Origin of the sequence: Candidatus Tisiphia endosymbiont of Dioctria linearis (assembly GCF_964026545.1) — a bacterium.
GTDB lineage: Bacteria > Pseudomonadota > Alphaproteobacteria > Rickettsiales > Rickettsiaceae > Tisiphia.
This window is the reverse complement of sequence record NZ_OZ032156.1, coordinates 649502-664443: the sequence shown is the minus strand read 5'-3', so window position 1 is coordinate 664443 and position 14942 is coordinate 649502. Positions and strand designations below refer to the sequence as shown.

The window sequence follows — 14942 nt, the reverse complement described above, 5'->3', positions numbered from 1 at the left end:
ATTACTTTAGTTGTTTCCGACAACCTCCTAGTATATAATAAGCTTCCTGTATAAGCCAATTAGTCACGTGGTTTGACAATTATTAACCCACTAATAATGATTATGAACAATTATTTTGAGTTATTAGGCATAGAAAAAAAATATGATATTGACTTGTCTAATCTGGATCGTCAATATTTTTCTATGCAATTAAAATATCACCCAGATAGAATTAATTCTAACAGTGAAAAGCAAAAAAATTTAGCTATCTCTATTGACATAAATAAGGCTTATGCAATGCTTAAAGACGATTTAGCACGAGCTGAGTATCTTCTCTTGTTAAACAATATAGTTTTGGATGACATAACGGTTAGGCAAGGTATTTCAAAGGAACAATTAAATGTTGTGTGGAATGAATTAGAGTTTGTTGAAACTACTCAAGAATTAACTAAGTTACAATCTATGCTAAATAACAAGATTCTTGAAAAGCAACAACTTACTAAATCTCTAACTACTGCATTCCAAAATCAAAATATGCAAGATGCCGTTGATAGTACTATAAGATTTAAATATCTTAAAAACTTAATTAATAATATTCAGCTAAAAATCAAGTCATGCAAATAATAGAAATTAGTGAGGCTGGCTCTTCCCAGCATAAAGAAAATGATAAGAACATAGCCGTTGGCATTGATTTCGGTACAACAAACTCATTAATTGCTTTGTCAAATCAACAAGTGGTACAAATTATCACAAATGATCAAGATTTAGAACTTATCCCATCAGTGATAGCCTTCCATGGTGAAAGCTTTATTGTGGGTAATCATGATATAATCGATAATCTTTGCTCTATAAAAAGGCTCTTCGGTAAGAAACTATCCGATATACAAAATAACCCGGCACTTTTTTCTTTAGTAAAAGATTATATTGATCTAAATAGTGAAATATTACGGCTGCAATTTGCTGGAAAATTGATGACTGTTCCGGAAATTGCCGCCCAAATCTTTCTCTATTTAAGGCAACAAGCTACTGAAAGATTAAACTCAGAAGTCAAAAAAGCGGTAATAACTGTACCGGCACATTTTAACGATGCTGCTAGAGGAGAAGTAATGCTGGCAGCAAAAATTGCTGGATTTGAGGTATTACGGTTAATTGCAGAACCAACAGCAGCAGCCTATGCGTATGGTTTAAATAAAGAAAGCAGAGGGTGTTATTTAGTATATGATTTAGGGGGAGGAACTTTTGATGTATCAATTCTCAATATGCAAACCGGCGTACTTCAGGTTATTGCCACTGGCGGAGATAATATTTTAGGTGGTGATGATATTGATCACTTAGTGATGAAGTATTTTTGTGATAAATATAAATTAGTAGCATCTAACGAATTAATAAAATTAGCAAAAAAAGTTAAAGAAACACTTAGTGTACAAAATAAATGTAGTATTATAGATAATCCGACTAGTATTGCTCCCAATTTACAAACGTCATTGCGAGGAGCTACTTTAGTAGCGACGAAGCAATCCATAAAAGTAACCAAAAATGGATTGCTTCACTCTACTACTCCTCGCAATGATACCAGTTTGTTACGGATAAATGCTAATCGGGTTAGCTATATATATGAAGAAAAGATGTGGGAGTTAGATATAGAAAATTTTGAGAGGTTAATAGCACCATTAGTAGAACGTACCATAGCTATTACTAAAGATACGCTAGAACAGGCAAAGAACCCTGATATTTCAGGTATTATCCTGGTTGGTGGTTCAACTCGTATACCGTTAATTAGTAAGAGTTTAAGACAAACATTTAATACTATTATTTTTTCAGATATTAACCCAGATAAGGCGGTAGTATGGGGTGCGGCTCTGCAAGCAGAGAACCTAACTTCTGCAAATATTAATTCCTTATTAATCGATGTAGTGCCTTTGTCACTTGGTATTGAACTAAATGGAGGAATTACTGAAAAAATTATTCTGCGTAATAGCCCTATACCGATATCGGTTACTAAGGAGTTTACCAATTATGTGGATAACCAAACTTCTATGAAGCTACATGTGGTACAGGGGGAGAGAGAAATGGTAGAGGATTGTCGGTCACTTGCAAAATTTGAACTAAAATTGCCACTAATGAAAGCAGGGGGAGTTAGGATAGAAGTAACATTTTCTATTGATGCAGATGGCATTTTGTCAGTGTCAGCTCTAGAAAAAAATAGTAATATATCGCATAACATTGAAATAAAACCAAGTTATGGTTTAAATGAAAGTGAGATTACCGAGATTTTAGAAAATGCTTATCAAAATGCGGCTAGTGATCATAATAAGAAATTGTTACAAGAAACAATTATTAACACAAAATCTTTGCTTTATAATATAGAAAATGCTATTAGGGAGATGCCAAATCTTCTTGCAAAAAATGAAATGGAAAAAATTGATATGGCAATTAAAACTCTAAAAGAAGCAATAGACTCAAATGATCGTGATTACATTATAGAATGTAGCAAAAATTTTGAGAGTATAACAGAGCATTTTCTTGCCGAAAGATTAAATAGCACGGTGGAAGGCTTACTTAAAGGTAAGCATATTAATGAAATAAACTAAAGTAAATTGAAGATGGATGATAACTAATGCCTAAAGTAATTTTTGTTGTAGATAAAGATGGGACAGAGAAAATAGTGGACGCCCCTATAGGATTGTCTATTTTGGAAATTGCTCATCAAAACGATATTGATCTTGAAGGTGCATGCGAAGGTTCTCTAGCATGTGCCACTTGCCATGTTATTTTAGATGAGGAATTTTATCACAAATTAAAAAATCCTTCCGAGGCAGAAGAAGATATGCTTGACTTAGCATTTGGTCTTACTCATACTTCAAGACTTGGTTGTCAGATTATTGTTACTGAAGATCTTGATGGTATAAGGGTTCGCTTACCATCTGCTACCCGTAATATTAATTTATAATTGAGTATAATAAAGTGATACGTAAAATTTTACTTTTTATTTGTTTAACTTACACCATAATATGGTTTGCCATTGCTTATACTATCAAAAGTAATGTGGTAAGTACTATACATAACTCAGAGACCGACAATATTAAGATATCTTATAGCCAAATCAAATTTTCTGGTTTTCCTTCTCGTTTACAGATTAGTTTAGTCGAGCCAAAAATAAAATTTATCGATCATGTTGATTTCAAAGAAATATCTGCTGAAAAAATGACATTTTTATTCGATTTTAGTTTTAAAAAAGCTAACTTGATTTTAGGACAAACAATAAAACAACAAGAAAATTTTGGTGGTAAGTTAATTGAATATAGTGTTCAGTCGAAGGAAGATATTGCCGCACTAGTTAAATTTAATAAACCTATATATAGATTGTCTAGTGGAGATAATCTAAAATCTATCGTGAAGCTTTTGCAAGTTAACAATAAATTATTATCAATTATTCAGGAAGATAAGGAAATTTTTAATATTAGTGACTTGACTTTCTTAATCAATAAAGCAAAATCTGAGGATGGCGAAGATATAGCTTTACAATTACGTTTGTCATATGCTGCAGAGGAAAATTTTTTGAATTTCAAAACAGCTCAGCTTGATTTAGCCACTCTAATAAATATTGCTACTGATCAAGGTAAAGATATCAATTATATCAAAAATTTAAATATTGACCGATTAGTTTTCTCTTGTGATGATAATTCCCAAATAGCTTTGATAGGGTTCTTACAATTTTTTGAGAATAATTTACCAAAAGGTAAATTATCTTTTGAATTAACTAATCATCATGATATCATCGATAAGTTGATACCTAATAATTTGCTATTACCTAAAAAAATGATCAAGGCTATAATTGAGAAAGTTGCTAATTCTTTTGTATCTGAAGTGGTTAAGACAGATGATAGTGAAGTAGCGAATTATGAAAAGGTAAAATTTGATATTGAGTTTTCTGATAATGGCATACATATAGGTTCAATTAATCTGCTTGAGTTTAAACTAGAAGATAGTAAGGTAGATACTGAGGAACCTTTAAAAAATGATAAGGCTGATGTTCAGCAAGAAGAAATACCAGAAAATTAAGGGGGTATTTCCAGATGATAAATCAATTCAGAAAATAATATTTTTAGCTCTGCAAAATGCAGCTAAAAAATGGATCATGCCCATAAAAGATTGGTCATTAGCTTTGAATCAATTTGAAATACTTTGTGGTGATTTTAAATATGATTTATTGGAGTGTAAAAAATAGAACTTACACAAAATAAATGATTGACTCATTTCTAACTATTTTCTTGAATTGCTTTGTCGGCTTACGGCTTCTCTCAATGACAGCACAATGCTAATCGAGTTAGTATAGACTTGTAAACAAGAATTGTTCATATTGAAGCAGGTCTTCGTAGTGGTAACGTACATTCACCATACCCTGAAGAAATGTACTGCATTCTTACCGGTCAATTAACAAATTACCATTTTGTACCTACTCAAGTTGCAGCATTTTAATTAGCCTTATGCAGGAGGTCTATTGTATAGCTAACCCGATTAATAATAGGACACTATTACCAAGCATTCTCAATAATAATGGGCATACTGTAAGGTTTAATAATTATTAGATCAAATCTAACCTGATAATTTTGGTATTTAGGGTTAGAGCTTAAAAACATACTGGTAGCTCTTTTTATTCTCATCTGTTGATGAGTTGATAATATTCTATCATCCACGTCAGAACATCTTGCTTTTACTTCTATAAAAACAAGTTGTTTACCACGCAGGGCAATAATATCAATCTCGCCAACATAATATCTTTTACGATGATAGAGAATTTGATAAAATTTAATTTTGTAAATAATAATAGCTATATACTCAGCTATTAAACCAAGGGTAATCTTTCTCATAATAAAGTTAATTGACTTGAATCTGCATAATTATGCAAGTTTACAAATTTACTATTTAAATACTCAAATATTCCCTCATCTGAACCTTCTACTCCAAACCCTGAATTTTTTCGCCCAGCAAATGCTGCCTTGGCATTAGCAGGTAGCGAATCATTAATTGATACCATACCAAAATCAAGTTTTGTTGCCATTATTTGAGCTATAGCTATATTATTGCAATATATATAAGCTTGCAAGCCATATTCCGTATTATTAGCTCTATTTATAACTTCTTGTATACTGCCAAATTTATAACATGCAAGAACGGGACCAAATATCTCTGTGCTAAAAATCTCCATATTATCCTGACAATTACTAATAATTGTTGGCTCAAAAAAATTACCATGAGCTTTACCTCCGCATAAGATTTCTCCGCCTTTATTTTTAGCATCTTCAATCAATTTTAAAATCTTATCTATAGCTGCTTTATTAATCAACGGCCCTATAACTGACTCAGAATCAAAACCATCCCCTACTTTAAGATTAGCAAATTTTGCAGTAATAATTTGTAAAAATTCATCATAAATTGCTTCTTCAATGAATATTCTGTTGGGCGAAGTGCAAGATTGTCCACTATTCCTTATCTTTCCTAATATAAGCTCACTGGCAGTCTTATCTAAATCAACATCACTTAATATAATAAATGGAGCATTACCACCAAGTTCTAGAGATAAACGCTTAATAGTAGCACTAGAATTCTGATATAATATCTTTCCTACCCTCGTAGAACCAGTAAATGATAATTTACGAATTCTAAAATCATTACAAAATATTTGTCCAATATTATTGGCATCACCGGTGATAATATTTAGTACTCCAGCCGGTATCCCAGCATCATTTGCCAATTTAGCCAAAACCAATGCAGAAAAAGGCGTGAATTCCGACGGTTTAAGTATAACGCTACAACCAGCAGCTAATGCCGGAGCAACCTTTCTTGTTACCATAGCATTTGGAAAATTCCATGGAGTAATTGAACAAACCGTACCAACTGGCTCAAATTCGGTGATAATCTTGTGATTTATTGATTTTCCAGGCTTTATTTTACCTTGAATGTTATGAATGTTACTAGCAAACTAATCAATAAAAGACGCCCCATATAATATCTCACGCTTTGCATCTTCTAATATTTTCCCCTGTTCTAAGGTAATTATATAGGCTAGTTGATCAATATTCTCTAATATTAAAGAATGCCATTTTCTTAATATAGTTATTCTTTGTTCAAAAGAAGTTTGTGACCAAATTTTAAAAGCTCTAACAGAACTGTCAATAGCACTAATAATTAAATCATTAGGTAAATTTGGTATCGACCCAACCACTTTATCATTGGCAGGATTATAAACTGATAACTGCTCTTGGCAATCTAGCCAATTTCCATCTATATAGTTTTTTTTATTAACAAAATCTAGTAATTGCATATTAAACATTAAACGATTTCCCACATCCACAACTACCTTTTTCATTTGGATTGTTAAAAGTAAAGCCAGATTTAAACTTACCTTCTACATAATCCATTTCACTTGCTAGAAGATACATTAGAGCTTTTGGGTCAATTAATATTCGTACACCTTTATCTTCTATCACCTCATCAAACTTATTTTTGATATCAGCATATTCTACATAATAAGATAGACCGGAACAACCACCAGATTTCACACCAATCCTAATACCAAAAGATGGTTTATCACGCCTGTCTATCAATCTCTTTATTTGTTGAGCTGCTGCCTCAGTCAATGACATAACATTTTTCATAAATTTTTCATAATAATTACTATGAGTTTTTAGTTTTATAATCAAGTATTGCCGCTTTTATGGCATCTTCTGCCAATAAAGAACAATGGAGTTTTACTGGTGGCAAAGATAATTCCTTGGCTATCTCTGTATTTTTTATACTACCAGCCTCGTCAAGAGATTTACCCTTAACCCATTCCGTTACTAAAGAACTTGAAGCAATAGCAGAACCACAACCAAATGTTTTAAATTTTGCATCTGTAATAATTCCCTCTGCACTAACTTTAATTTGTAGCTTCATTACATCACCGCAGGCAGGGGCTCCCACAAGACCTGTCCCAACATATGCATCATTTTTGTCTAATGATCCAACGTTACGCGGATTTTCGTAATGATCCAGTACTTTTAAACTATAACCCATGTTATTCCTATATTAATAATTATTCTACCTTAATACGTCTATACTCCTCTGCTTTGAAGGATTGTTTTTTTGAAAATATCAGGGATTCGCATACTAACATACGCTACCGTAGTCTAGGAGGCTGCCTCCTAGCCCATTATTTTCAAATCCAATTTTCCAAATCATTTGAGTATATATCTATAAATATAACAGATTTTTTTGACCCACTAATAGTTGTTTGCATTATTTTTGCAATATTGCTTATTTTTTTTCATACCCTACAATTTTTTTTATTATTATGAAAATAACAAAAATTTTAAGGTATTATGCTATACATAGGCATTATTACTAAAGTAATGCCTTGCTAATAAGCACCAATTTACTGTACTTTCAGTAATTCATTGATTCTTGTAACAGATAATCTAGTCATTCTTGCTACTTCCTCAATAGAGTTACCACTTTTTATCATCATTTTTATTAATTTAGCTTCTCCTCTAGCCTCTCCGATTCTAATACCATCCTGTAACCCTATCTCTATCCCTTCTTCTTTCCATACTTGAGCTATACTAGGCATAAGTTCTTCTCCTTTTTCTTTAGTTAAACTATTTTTTAATATTTTTTCTAACTCTATTTTATCATTTTGCTCAATAAAGGTCAAAGTATACTGTAATAGATTTCTTATATGGTCATAGCCTATTGTTATTTCACTCAATTTAGGCAAGAGATGAGAGATTTCTTGCCATCTCTTCAGTAATTGACGTTCGTGGATGTGTTTGAGGAAAAATAACAAAATCCCAGACCATACTTTTTCCTTGAGTTCTTCATCTGGGATATCATGTACGTTAATAAGCTGACAATCGTTGATCCAGAAACCTCTAGCTAAATCTGGATGGCTAAATAAATTCCATATATTGAGCGATGCGTTATATTTCTTCTTGCCATTATAAAGTATTAAGGGATAAATTAATGGAAGGCTTTTATAGTCAATTGATGAGAAGTTGGGGACGTTGTCACTCGTCGCTCGCCTATTACTTATAGGCGTCGCTCCATCGCTCCTAGCCCCAAATTCTCCTGAATTGACTATAGCTTTAGGATTAGTAGTTAAATATAGATCACAAATATTAATCATATATTTAAATAACCTAAATGCCATCATTTTATCAACAGTACTTTGATGTTCCAATAGCAAAAAAATATAGCCATCCTGATCATTAAACTTAACAGAAAATAATACATCAGAAATAGTTTCAGAAAGGTCTGACTCAATAAAACTATCTTTTTCTAATTTTAAAGATGTGCTATCGATTAAAGCCAGCACATCCTTCGGCAAATGAGTTGCCAAAAACTCTTGAGCAACTATTGGATTCTCCATAGATTTGCGAAAGATTTCGTCATGTTTTGGCTTGTCTAGAGTCATAATAAAATTTGCTTATATAGCTAATCTAATAATTCATTACTTACTGTACTTTCAGTAATTCATTGATTTTAGTAATAGATAGTCCAGTAATTCTCGCTACTTCTTCAATAGAGCTACCATTGTTTATCATCATTTTTATTAATTTAGCTTCACCCTCGGCTCTACCTTTATCTTCTCCTCTAACTTCTCCGATTCTAATACCATCCTGTACTCCGATTTTGATACCATCCTGTAGCCCGATTTGAATCCCTTCTTCTTTCCATACTTGAGCTATACTAGGCATAAGTTCTTCTCCTTTTTCTTTAGTTAAACTATTTTTTAATATTTTTTCTAACTCTATTTTATCATTTTGCTCAATAAAGATCAAAGTATACTGTAATAGATTTCTTATATGGTCATAGCCTATTGTTATTTTACTCAATTTAGGCAAGAGATGAGAGATTTCTTGCCATCTTTTCAGTAATTGACGTTCGTGGATGTGTTTGAGGAAAAATAACAAAATCCCAGACCATACTTTTTCCTTGAGTTCTTCATCGGGGATATCATGTACGTTAATAAGCTGACAATCATTTGTCCAAAAGCCTCTGGCTAAATCTGGATGGCTAAATAAATTACATATATTGAGCGATGCGTTATATTTCTTCTTGCCATTATAAATTATTAGGGGATAAATTAATGGAAGGCTTTTAGTTTTAGGATTAGTAGTTAAATATAGATCACAAATATTAATCATATATTTAAATAACCTAAATGCCATCATTTTATCAATAGTACTTTGATGTTCCAATAGCAAAAAAATATAGCCATCCTGATCATTAAACTTAACAGAAAATAATACATCAGAAATAGTTTCAGAAAGGTCTGGCTCAATAAAACTATCTTTTTCTAATTTTACAGTTGTGCTATCGATTAAAGCCAGCACATCCTTCGGCAAATGAGTTGCCAAGAATTCTTGAGCAACTATGGGATTCTCCATAGATTTGCGAAAGATTTCGTCATGTTTTGGCTTGTCTAGAGTCATAATAAAATTTACTTATATATTCACCTTACCCACATCTATTAGCAAAACCACGTAGTGGTCGTGGCAATCCATAAAAATGATTAGAAATGGATTGCCACGCCACCTACGGTGGCTCGCAATGACAGGAATGCTATGCCTCCTCACAATGACGGTGGTACCCTTAATAAAATATTTGTGGATAACTAACATCCATTTGCTTATTATCCCTTGATTTTAGTAGCAATAAAATCACTTTCCGTTATTTCTTTATTTAGCAATGAGTTGCTGTTTCTATCTATACAATCCTCTATCAGTTCTTTTAAACTAAAAGCACAAGAAAGAACAGTAAGTTCCTCTTCTTTGAATGACATTGAGACCACACCATGTTTGGTAGAAATTCTTTCTGCCATTATTTCAAGTTTACTTTGGTTCTTAGCAGTTAAAATTGTAAACGGATGATATGATATCCCTGAATGCTTTCCCCCACCAGCATCATTAAATTCTAGTAACCTCAAGGAAGAGGTATCTGCTTTTCTCCCTACTTCTATGGCAGCTATAGGTACTAAATTTACTAATTTAGCAGGAGATAGCTGTTTACTTGCTACAATTGACACTTTATGAGGCGCAGAACTGACGCTCTGATCTATATACTCAAACTTTCTTTGTTCAGGAGTAGAATGGAATGGTTTGTATCCAGATAAAATTTTATCATTTCCTCTTAGTATCGCCTTAATTTCTTCCACTGTATCAGCATCTGTACAAATAGTAACCCCATAATATTGTAAACTTTCTACAGGTGTTTCTGTTGTTCTTTTCAATTGATCTTCAGCCGTACCTTCAGTCATTGTATTTGTGAAATCAGAAAAAACAGACCCTAACCGGGATTGACATTCCTCTCTTACTTTACGTATTGAATCACTATCTGCAAAATGTACTTCCACAGCAGGCATCTTCCCTTCAGGGAATCTATGCCCCATCCCTAGAGACATATGACCCAAAGCATTTAATGATTTACCGAATGGGATATCTTTATTTAAAACTGAAAATAGTGTATTTAACTTTGACATTTTATACCTCTAATATTAAATTTGTCAGTAGACCTCTTGCAAAACTCGCTTATGAGCAAAGATTTGGAGGAAACGCTTCACCTCGAACCGCAGCGTACTCTAAATGTACGTGAGGATTCGAGTACCGCATCGACGTACAAATTACCAGCAGAAGAAGTAGAGTTTTGCAAGAGGTCTAGTGTACTGCCCACTTAATTTGCTTTAAATTAACACCTTCTTGAACCATCTCCCAAAGAGGACTCAGTTCTCTTAATTTGTTAATTTTTGACTTTATTAACTCTACAGCATAATCTATTTCTTCTTTAGTGGTAAATCTACCAATACCAAACCTAATTGATGTATGAGCCATTTCTTCGTCAACCCCCATAGCTCTTAACACATATGATGGCTCCAGTGAAGATGAGGTACAAGCTGAGCCGGATGAAACGGCTAAATCCTTAATAGCCAATATCATTGACTCCCCTTCGACATAAGCAAAACTTAAATTTAAATTTCCCTTATATCTCTTATGCATATCACCGTTTAAATAGACATCAGCAATTTGTTTAGTAATATTATTATAAAATCTATCAAAAAGCTCTTCTACCCGCTTAGCATCTTGTGACATTTCCGATAGAGCTAATTCAGCTGCTGCCCCGAGTCCAACAATTAAAGGAGTTGGGAGAGTTCCAGAACGCATACCTCTTTCCTGCCCACCGCCATTTAAAATTGGTACTAATCGTACCCTAGGTTTTTTTCTTACATATAAAGCTCCAATACCTTTGGGACCATAAATTTTATGCCCAGAAATACTTGCCAAATCAATGTTACAATCATTAACATCTATGGGAATTTTACCATATCCTTGGGCAATATCTGAGTGAAAAAATACGCCTAATTCCCGACAAATTTTACCAATTTCTTTAATTGGCTGAATAACACCGATTTCATTATTTACTGCCATCACCGATACCAGCATAGTTTGGTCGGTTATGGCATTTCTTAATTGCTGTAAATCAATCAAGCCATTTGTTTGAATTGGCAAATACGTTACCTTAAACCCTTCATTTTCTAAATGCCGACAAGCATCTAAAACGCATTTATGTTCACTTATCACTGTTATTATGTGATTTTTCTTACTACCATAGAATTTAGCAATACCTTTTATCGCTAAATTGTTAGATTCAGTAGCACCAGAAGTAAAAACAATTTCTTTAGAATCAGCACCAATAAGCCTTGCCACTTTCTTTCTTGACATTTCTACAGCTTCTTCAGCTTCCCAACCAAAGGAATGACTCCTAGAGTGTGGATTACCAAATTTAGTAATAAAATATGGCAACATACATTCTAGAACCCTTGTATCCATAGGGGTTGTTGATTGATAATCCATATAAATTGGCAACGATTTACCAGTTAATTTTACTTGTTGTCTTAATTCTTCTAATTTATCCATTTGAGTATACTTCTTCAAACGCTTTAATAAATGTCACAACATCTTCAATAGTTTGTTGATAATCGAAGCTGATTCTAATCGAAGACCTAGCATCTTCCTCACTAACCCCCATAGCAGATAACACATGTGACTTACCAACTTTTCCTGATGAACAGGCAGAGCCGGAACTAACCGCTATACCCCTTAAATCGAAAGCTATCAACTTAGTTTGTGCATCAGTTTCTGGCACAATCATCAAGGTAGTATTAGGTAGTCTTTCAACATTCTTTGACACTATTTTAACATTTTTATAGTTGAGTAAATTCTGCTCCAAATATGTTTGTAATTTCTTCATTTTATTATATCTATCTTCTAGCTCATTAGTAACTATTGATGATGCAAGTCCGAACGAGGCGATTGCCAGTACATTTTCTGTACCTGAGCGAATATTCCTCTCTTGCCCTCCGCCAATCATCATCGCTTTAAGCGTATTTCCTGCCTTAACAATCAACGCACTACTACCCTGCATTCCGCCTAATTTGTGAGCCGATATAGTAGCAAAATCAACAGCTAGTTCTTTAATATTGACCGGTATTTTGCCAACTGCTTGCACGCAATCACTATGAAATACCGCCCCATATTTTTGGGCAATTTTAACTAGCTGCTGTATGTTTTGTACAACACCACTTTCATTATTAGCCAACATCACAGAGACTAGCTTTTTACTAGCTTGACTAGTTGATAATAATTGCTCTAAATGTTCAATATCAACAATGCCATCACTATCAACGCGGATAATTTTAATATTATCCCGATATTTAGTGTGATCAAAGATCGATAAATGCTCTATACTAGAAACAAAAATTTCTCCATCATAATAATTATTCATCAGCAAATTATTACTCTCTGTACCAGAGGAAGTAAAAATTACCTGATATTCCCTAGAATTTATATCAGCTCCAACAGATTTGGCAACCTGCTGCCTAGCTATTTCTACTAAACTTCGAGCATAACGCCCCTTTGTATGAATAGAAGACGGATTATAATAGGTCTCTTTCATCAAATTCTCCATCAGCTCTTTAACCTTAGGATGAATGTTAGTAGTAGCATTATGATCTAAATATAACATAATTTTTCAGCCCACTAATACAAAAGTTGTAAAAAAATAATTTTTATATTAGTTATTGTTCACAACGTCATGGCAAGGAGCTACTTTAGTAGCAACGAACCAATCCAGAAAACGAGTAGAAATGGATTGCTTCGCAGGCTTACGCCTCCTCGCAATGACGGAAATATAGCTAATCGGGTTAGCTATATAGGGAATTTAGTTTGACTATATACGCTCCTAATCATTTGAAAAGTTGGTAGACGAAGATCAAAATCAAGAAGTGCTAGGAGTATTCAAGCCGAGGAGCGGAGCGTACATTTAGTACGTGAGTACCACAGGTCTTGAATAACGACAACGCAATTCTTGATTTTCATCGAGTATACCTAAAGCATATCAGCTATCGAGATAGTATCAAAATAATCCCTTATATGCCGACTCAAACCCAACCATAAATGATGGGCGTTACATTGCACTTTATTAGGTACACAACTATTTCCAGATTTCCCTAAACATCTGGTCATTTCGATATTCTCATCTACCGCATCAATAATATTAGCAATCTTGATTTTATCTAATTTTTCATTAATGATGTAACCACCTTTTCGACCTTTAGCTGATCTAACTATGTTAGCTTTCTTCAGTTTTGCAAAAATTTGCTCCAAATAATTAACCGGTATATGTTGTTTTGCTGAAATTTTAGCCAAGGTAACAGGCATATTCGACATTTGCGATGCAATTTCTAAGATTGCCATCACCGCATATCGCCCTTTTGTAGTTAATTGCATACAAACGACTCCACCATTATAGCATATATCTTATAATATCCTACTAATTTAGTCAAGTATTATATTAACAAAAAAAAAATCCAATTGACAGTAGCGAAATTGGTAACTAAACTTTACTTATTAGGAGGTTGCCTGTGATAACTAATAAATCAATAATCATATTATAATATTTTAAAATAGAGAGTAACACATGTCTAAGAATCAAGATAATTATGAAACAGCAGAAGAGCAAAAAGAAGCTTTTGGAAGGTTTTTGCCCCTTTAGAAGATGTCCGAGCAGAATTTGAGAAAAAGTCAGTAGAGGAAATCAAAGAATCTAGCATATTAGAGTTGGCTAAGTATTTTTGTGCTGCTTATCAGCTGATCGAACAGTATCAAATACAGAGAAAAAATCTTTCTGATTCCAGCAACGACAGTGATGAGACAAAACACGAAGCGTATATCTATCTAGACAAACACAGCAAACCTGATACAGACAAGTTTATAGAAGCCTTTGATGTACTGAAAACTAAACTCCAAGTAATACTAAACAGTAATTATGGTAATTGTGATATTAATGAGTCTTTCAAAACTTGGATAGCAGCAATTAAATATGGTCTGGATTGCTTAAAGACAAAAGATTTTAATGCTTTTTTTAGCGAAACACCAGAAATAGACAAATCTTTAATTAAAGAAGAGGTGTTGTTTGCTTTCCTTGGTTTTAAGCAATTCGTAGAAACTCCTATTTACCAAGAATCTATAGAAAAGATTATCGATATAACAGATATTCCTGAAAAACAAGAATCTAATATTGATATAGGCGATAAGAAATTACCAGAAAAAACAGTTCCATCTAATATAGCAGAGCCGTTGCAAATTTTGGATACTACTTTGGATACTGTACCTATAACCGGTTCTAATTTGGATGGCAATGATTTATAGTCAATTGATGAGAAGTTGGGGATGTCGTCACTCGTCGCTCGCCTATTACTTATAGGCGTCGCTCCATCGTTCCTAGCCCCAAATTCTCCTGAATTGACTACACCTCTATTATACCTGACTTCCAGGTTTTTTGCCAGTTGATTCACTAAAATTCCTCTTATGTTTTGCATAGTATTATAACTAGCAATTGTTGTCAATAGCTTATTTTCTATTTTT

The 14942-nt window shown here is 33.3% G+C and carries 16 protein-coding genes and 2 pseudogenes; 8 read left to right on the top strand and 10 right to left on the bottom strand.

All coding sequences use genetic code 11. The features are described 5' to 3' along the window. Nucleotides 1-102 precede the first annotated feature (102 nt). The 7 genes and pseudogenes from hscB (at nt 103) to AAGD42_RS07120 (ending at nt 4458) form a co-directional block, all read left to right on the top strand. Nucleotides 103-603 carry a Fe-S protein assembly co-chaperone HscB gene (hscB, locus tag AAGD42_RS03260; protein WP_250312009.1) on the top strand — a complete coding sequence of 167 codons (501 nt, stop codon included), beginning with the start codon at nt 103-105 and terminating at the stop codon, nt 601-603. Then, nucleotides 594-1460 (top strand): annotated as a pseudogene (locus AAGD42_RS07130) (Hsp70 family protein); the annotation flags it as partial. The gene hscB and the pseudogene AAGD42_RS07130, both read left to right, overlap by 10 nt. Before the next feature lie 3 nt (nt 1461-1463). After that, nucleotides 1464-2570, top strand: coding sequence for an Hsp70 family protein (locus AAGD42_RS07125; protein WP_410521050.1), 1107 nt, complete (start codon nt 1464-1466; stop codon nt 2568-2570). A 26-nt stretch (nt 2571-2596) separates the two neighbouring features. Then, a complete protein-coding gene (locus tag AAGD42_RS03250) occupies nt 2597-2929 on the top strand; it encodes a ferredoxin family 2Fe-2S iron-sulfur cluster binding protein (protein WP_250312008.1) in 333 nt (110 codons plus the stop codon). 14 nt (nt 2930-2943) lie between these two features. Next, nucleotides 2944-4041: a hypothetical protein gene (locus AAGD42_RS03245; RefSeq protein WP_341753224.1), complete on the top strand. Its 1098-nt coding sequence runs from the start codon at nt 2944-2946 to the stop codon at nt 4039-4041. Further along, a complete protein-coding gene (locus AAGD42_RS03240; RefSeq protein ID WP_341750506.1) occupies nt 4010-4207 on the top strand; it encodes a hypothetical protein in 198 nt (65 codons plus the stop codon). The genes AAGD42_RS03245 and AAGD42_RS03240 overlap by 32 nt, the downstream gene beginning before the upstream one ends. A 122-nt stretch (nt 4208-4329) precedes the next feature. Continuing rightward, nucleotides 4330-4458 carry a UDP-N-acetylglucosamine 2-epimerase gene (locus AAGD42_RS07120; RefSeq protein WP_410520959.1) on the top strand — a complete coding sequence of 43 codons (129 nt, stop codon included), beginning with the start codon at nt 4330-4332 and terminating at the stop codon, nt 4456-4458. A 56-nt stretch (nt 4459-4514) separates the two neighbouring features. Here AAGD42_RS07120 and AAGD42_RS03235 read toward each other — a convergent pair whose 3' ends face one another. The 10 genes and pseudogenes from AAGD42_RS03235 to AAGD42_RS03190 all read right to left on the bottom strand — a co-directional run bounded on the left by AAGD42_RS03235 (nt 4515) and on the right by AAGD42_RS03190 (nt 13805). Further along, nucleotides 4515-4850 carry a YraN family protein gene (locus AAGD42_RS03235; protein ID WP_341753223.1) on the bottom strand — a complete coding sequence of 112 codons (336 nt, stop codon included), beginning with the start codon at nt 4848-4850 and terminating at the stop codon, nt 4515-4517. Then, a pseudogene (locus AAGD42_RS03230) lies at nt 4847-6304 on the bottom strand (NAD-dependent succinate-semialdehyde dehydrogenase). The gene AAGD42_RS03235 and the pseudogene AAGD42_RS03230 overlap by 4 nt, the downstream one beginning before the upstream one ends. A 1-nt stretch (nt 6305) precedes the next feature. Next, on the bottom strand, nt 6306-6638 hold the full coding sequence (locus AAGD42_RS03225; protein ID WP_250311486.1) for a HesB/IscA family protein: 333 nt from the start codon (nt 6636-6638) through the stop codon (nt 6306-6308). Nucleotides 6639-6657: 19 nt separating this feature from the next. Then, nucleotides 6658-7038 carry a Fe-S cluster assembly scaffold IscU gene (gene iscU / locus AAGD42_RS03220; RefSeq protein ID WP_094649773.1) on the bottom strand — a complete coding sequence of 127 codons (381 nt, stop codon included), beginning with the start codon at nt 7036-7038 and terminating at the stop codon, nt 6658-6660. Nucleotides 7039-7396: 358 nt separating this feature from the next. Beyond that, the gene (locus AAGD42_RS03215; RefSeq protein WP_341753222.1) at nt 7397-8434 is read right to left on the bottom strand and encodes an Rpn family recombination-promoting nuclease/putative transposase; all 1038 of its coding nucleotides are present in this window, start codon (nt 8432-8434) and stop codon (nt 7397-7399) included. A 40-nt stretch (nt 8435-8474) separates the two neighbouring features. Then, nucleotides 8475-9455: an Rpn family recombination-promoting nuclease/putative transposase gene (locus tag AAGD42_RS03210; protein ID WP_341753221.1), complete on the bottom strand. Its 981-nt coding sequence runs from the start codon at nt 9453-9455 to the stop codon at nt 8475-8477. 200 nt (nt 9456-9655) lie between these two features. Continuing rightward, nucleotides 9656-10501, bottom strand: a complete 846-nt coding sequence (locus tag AAGD42_RS03205) for a DUF2000 family protein (RefSeq protein ID WP_341753220.1) — start codon at nt 10499-10501, stop codon at nt 9656-9658. A gap of 175 nt (nt 10502-10676) precedes the next feature. Next, complete coding sequence (locus tag AAGD42_RS03200) at nt 10677-11933, bottom strand: IscS subfamily cysteine desulfurase (protein ID WP_341753219.1); 1257 nt, start codon at nt 11931-11933, stop codon at nt 10677-10679. Next, on the bottom strand, nt 11926-13041 hold the full coding sequence (locus AAGD42_RS03195; RefSeq protein ID WP_341753218.1) for a cysteine desulfurase family protein: 1116 nt from the start codon (nt 13039-13041) through the stop codon (nt 11926-11928). Before AAGD42_RS03195 ends, AAGD42_RS03200 begins: the two co-directional genes overlap by 8 nt. Nucleotides 13042-13403: 362 nt before the next feature. Continuing rightward, nucleotides 13404-13805 (bottom strand): Rrf2 family transcriptional regulator, encoded by a 402-nt coding sequence (locus tag AAGD42_RS03190; RefSeq protein WP_341753217.1) that lies wholly within the window; start codon nt 13803-13805, stop codon nt 13404-13406. A 330-nt stretch (nt 13806-14135) separates the two neighbouring features. Here AAGD42_RS03190 and AAGD42_RS03185 point away from each other — a divergent pair, with 330 nt between their 5' ends. Continuing rightward, nucleotides 14136-14726 carry a hypothetical protein gene (locus AAGD42_RS03185; RefSeq protein WP_341753216.1) on the top strand — a complete coding sequence of 197 codons (591 nt, stop codon included), beginning with the start codon at nt 14136-14138 and terminating at the stop codon, nt 14724-14726. The last annotated feature ends 216 nt before the right edge of the window (nt 14727-14942 follow it).

Coding starts and splice junctions, on each gene's coding strand:
- hscB (WP_250312009.1), top strand. CDS start 103: ATGAACAATTATTTTGAGTTATTAGGCATAGAAAAAAAATATGATATT.
- AAGD42_RS03250 (WP_250312008.1), top strand. CDS start 2,597: ATGCCTAAAGTAATTTTTGTTGTAGATAAAGATGGGACAGAGAAAATA.
- AAGD42_RS03240 (WP_341750506.1), top strand. CDS start 4,010: ATGTTCAGCAAGAAGAAATACCAGAAAATTAAGGGGGTATTTCCAGAT.
- AAGD42_RS03235 (WP_341753223.1), bottom strand. CDS start 4,850: ATGAGAAAGATTACCCTTGGTTTAATAGCTGAGTATATAGCTATTATT.
- AAGD42_RS03225 (WP_250311486.1), bottom strand. CDS start 6,638: ATGAAAAATGTTATGTCATTGACTGAGGCAGCAGCTCAACAAATAAAG.
- iscU (WP_094649773.1), bottom strand. CDS start 7,038: ATGGGTTATAGTTTAAAAGTACTGGATCATTACGAAAATCCGCGTAAC.
- AAGD42_RS03215 (WP_341753222.1), bottom strand. CDS start 8,434: ATGACTCTAGACAAGCCAAAACATGACGAAATCTTTCGCAAATCTATG.
- AAGD42_RS03210 (WP_341753221.1), bottom strand. CDS start 9,455: ATGACTCTAGACAAGCCAAAACATGACGAAATCTTTCGCAAATCTATG.
- AAGD42_RS03205 (WP_341753220.1), bottom strand. CDS start 10,501: ATGTCAAAGTTAAATACACTATTTTCAGTTTTAAATAAAGATATCCCA.
- AAGD42_RS03200 (WP_341753219.1), bottom strand. CDS start 11,933: ATGGATAAATTAGAAGAATTAAGACAACAAGTAAAATTAACTGGTAAA.
- AAGD42_RS03195 (WP_341753218.1), bottom strand. CDS start 13,041: ATGTTATATTTAGATCATAATGCTACTACTAACATTCATCCTAAGGTT.
- AAGD42_RS03190 (WP_341753217.1), bottom strand. CDS start 13,805: ATGCAATTAACTACAAAAGGGCGATATGCGGTGATGGCAATCTTAGAA.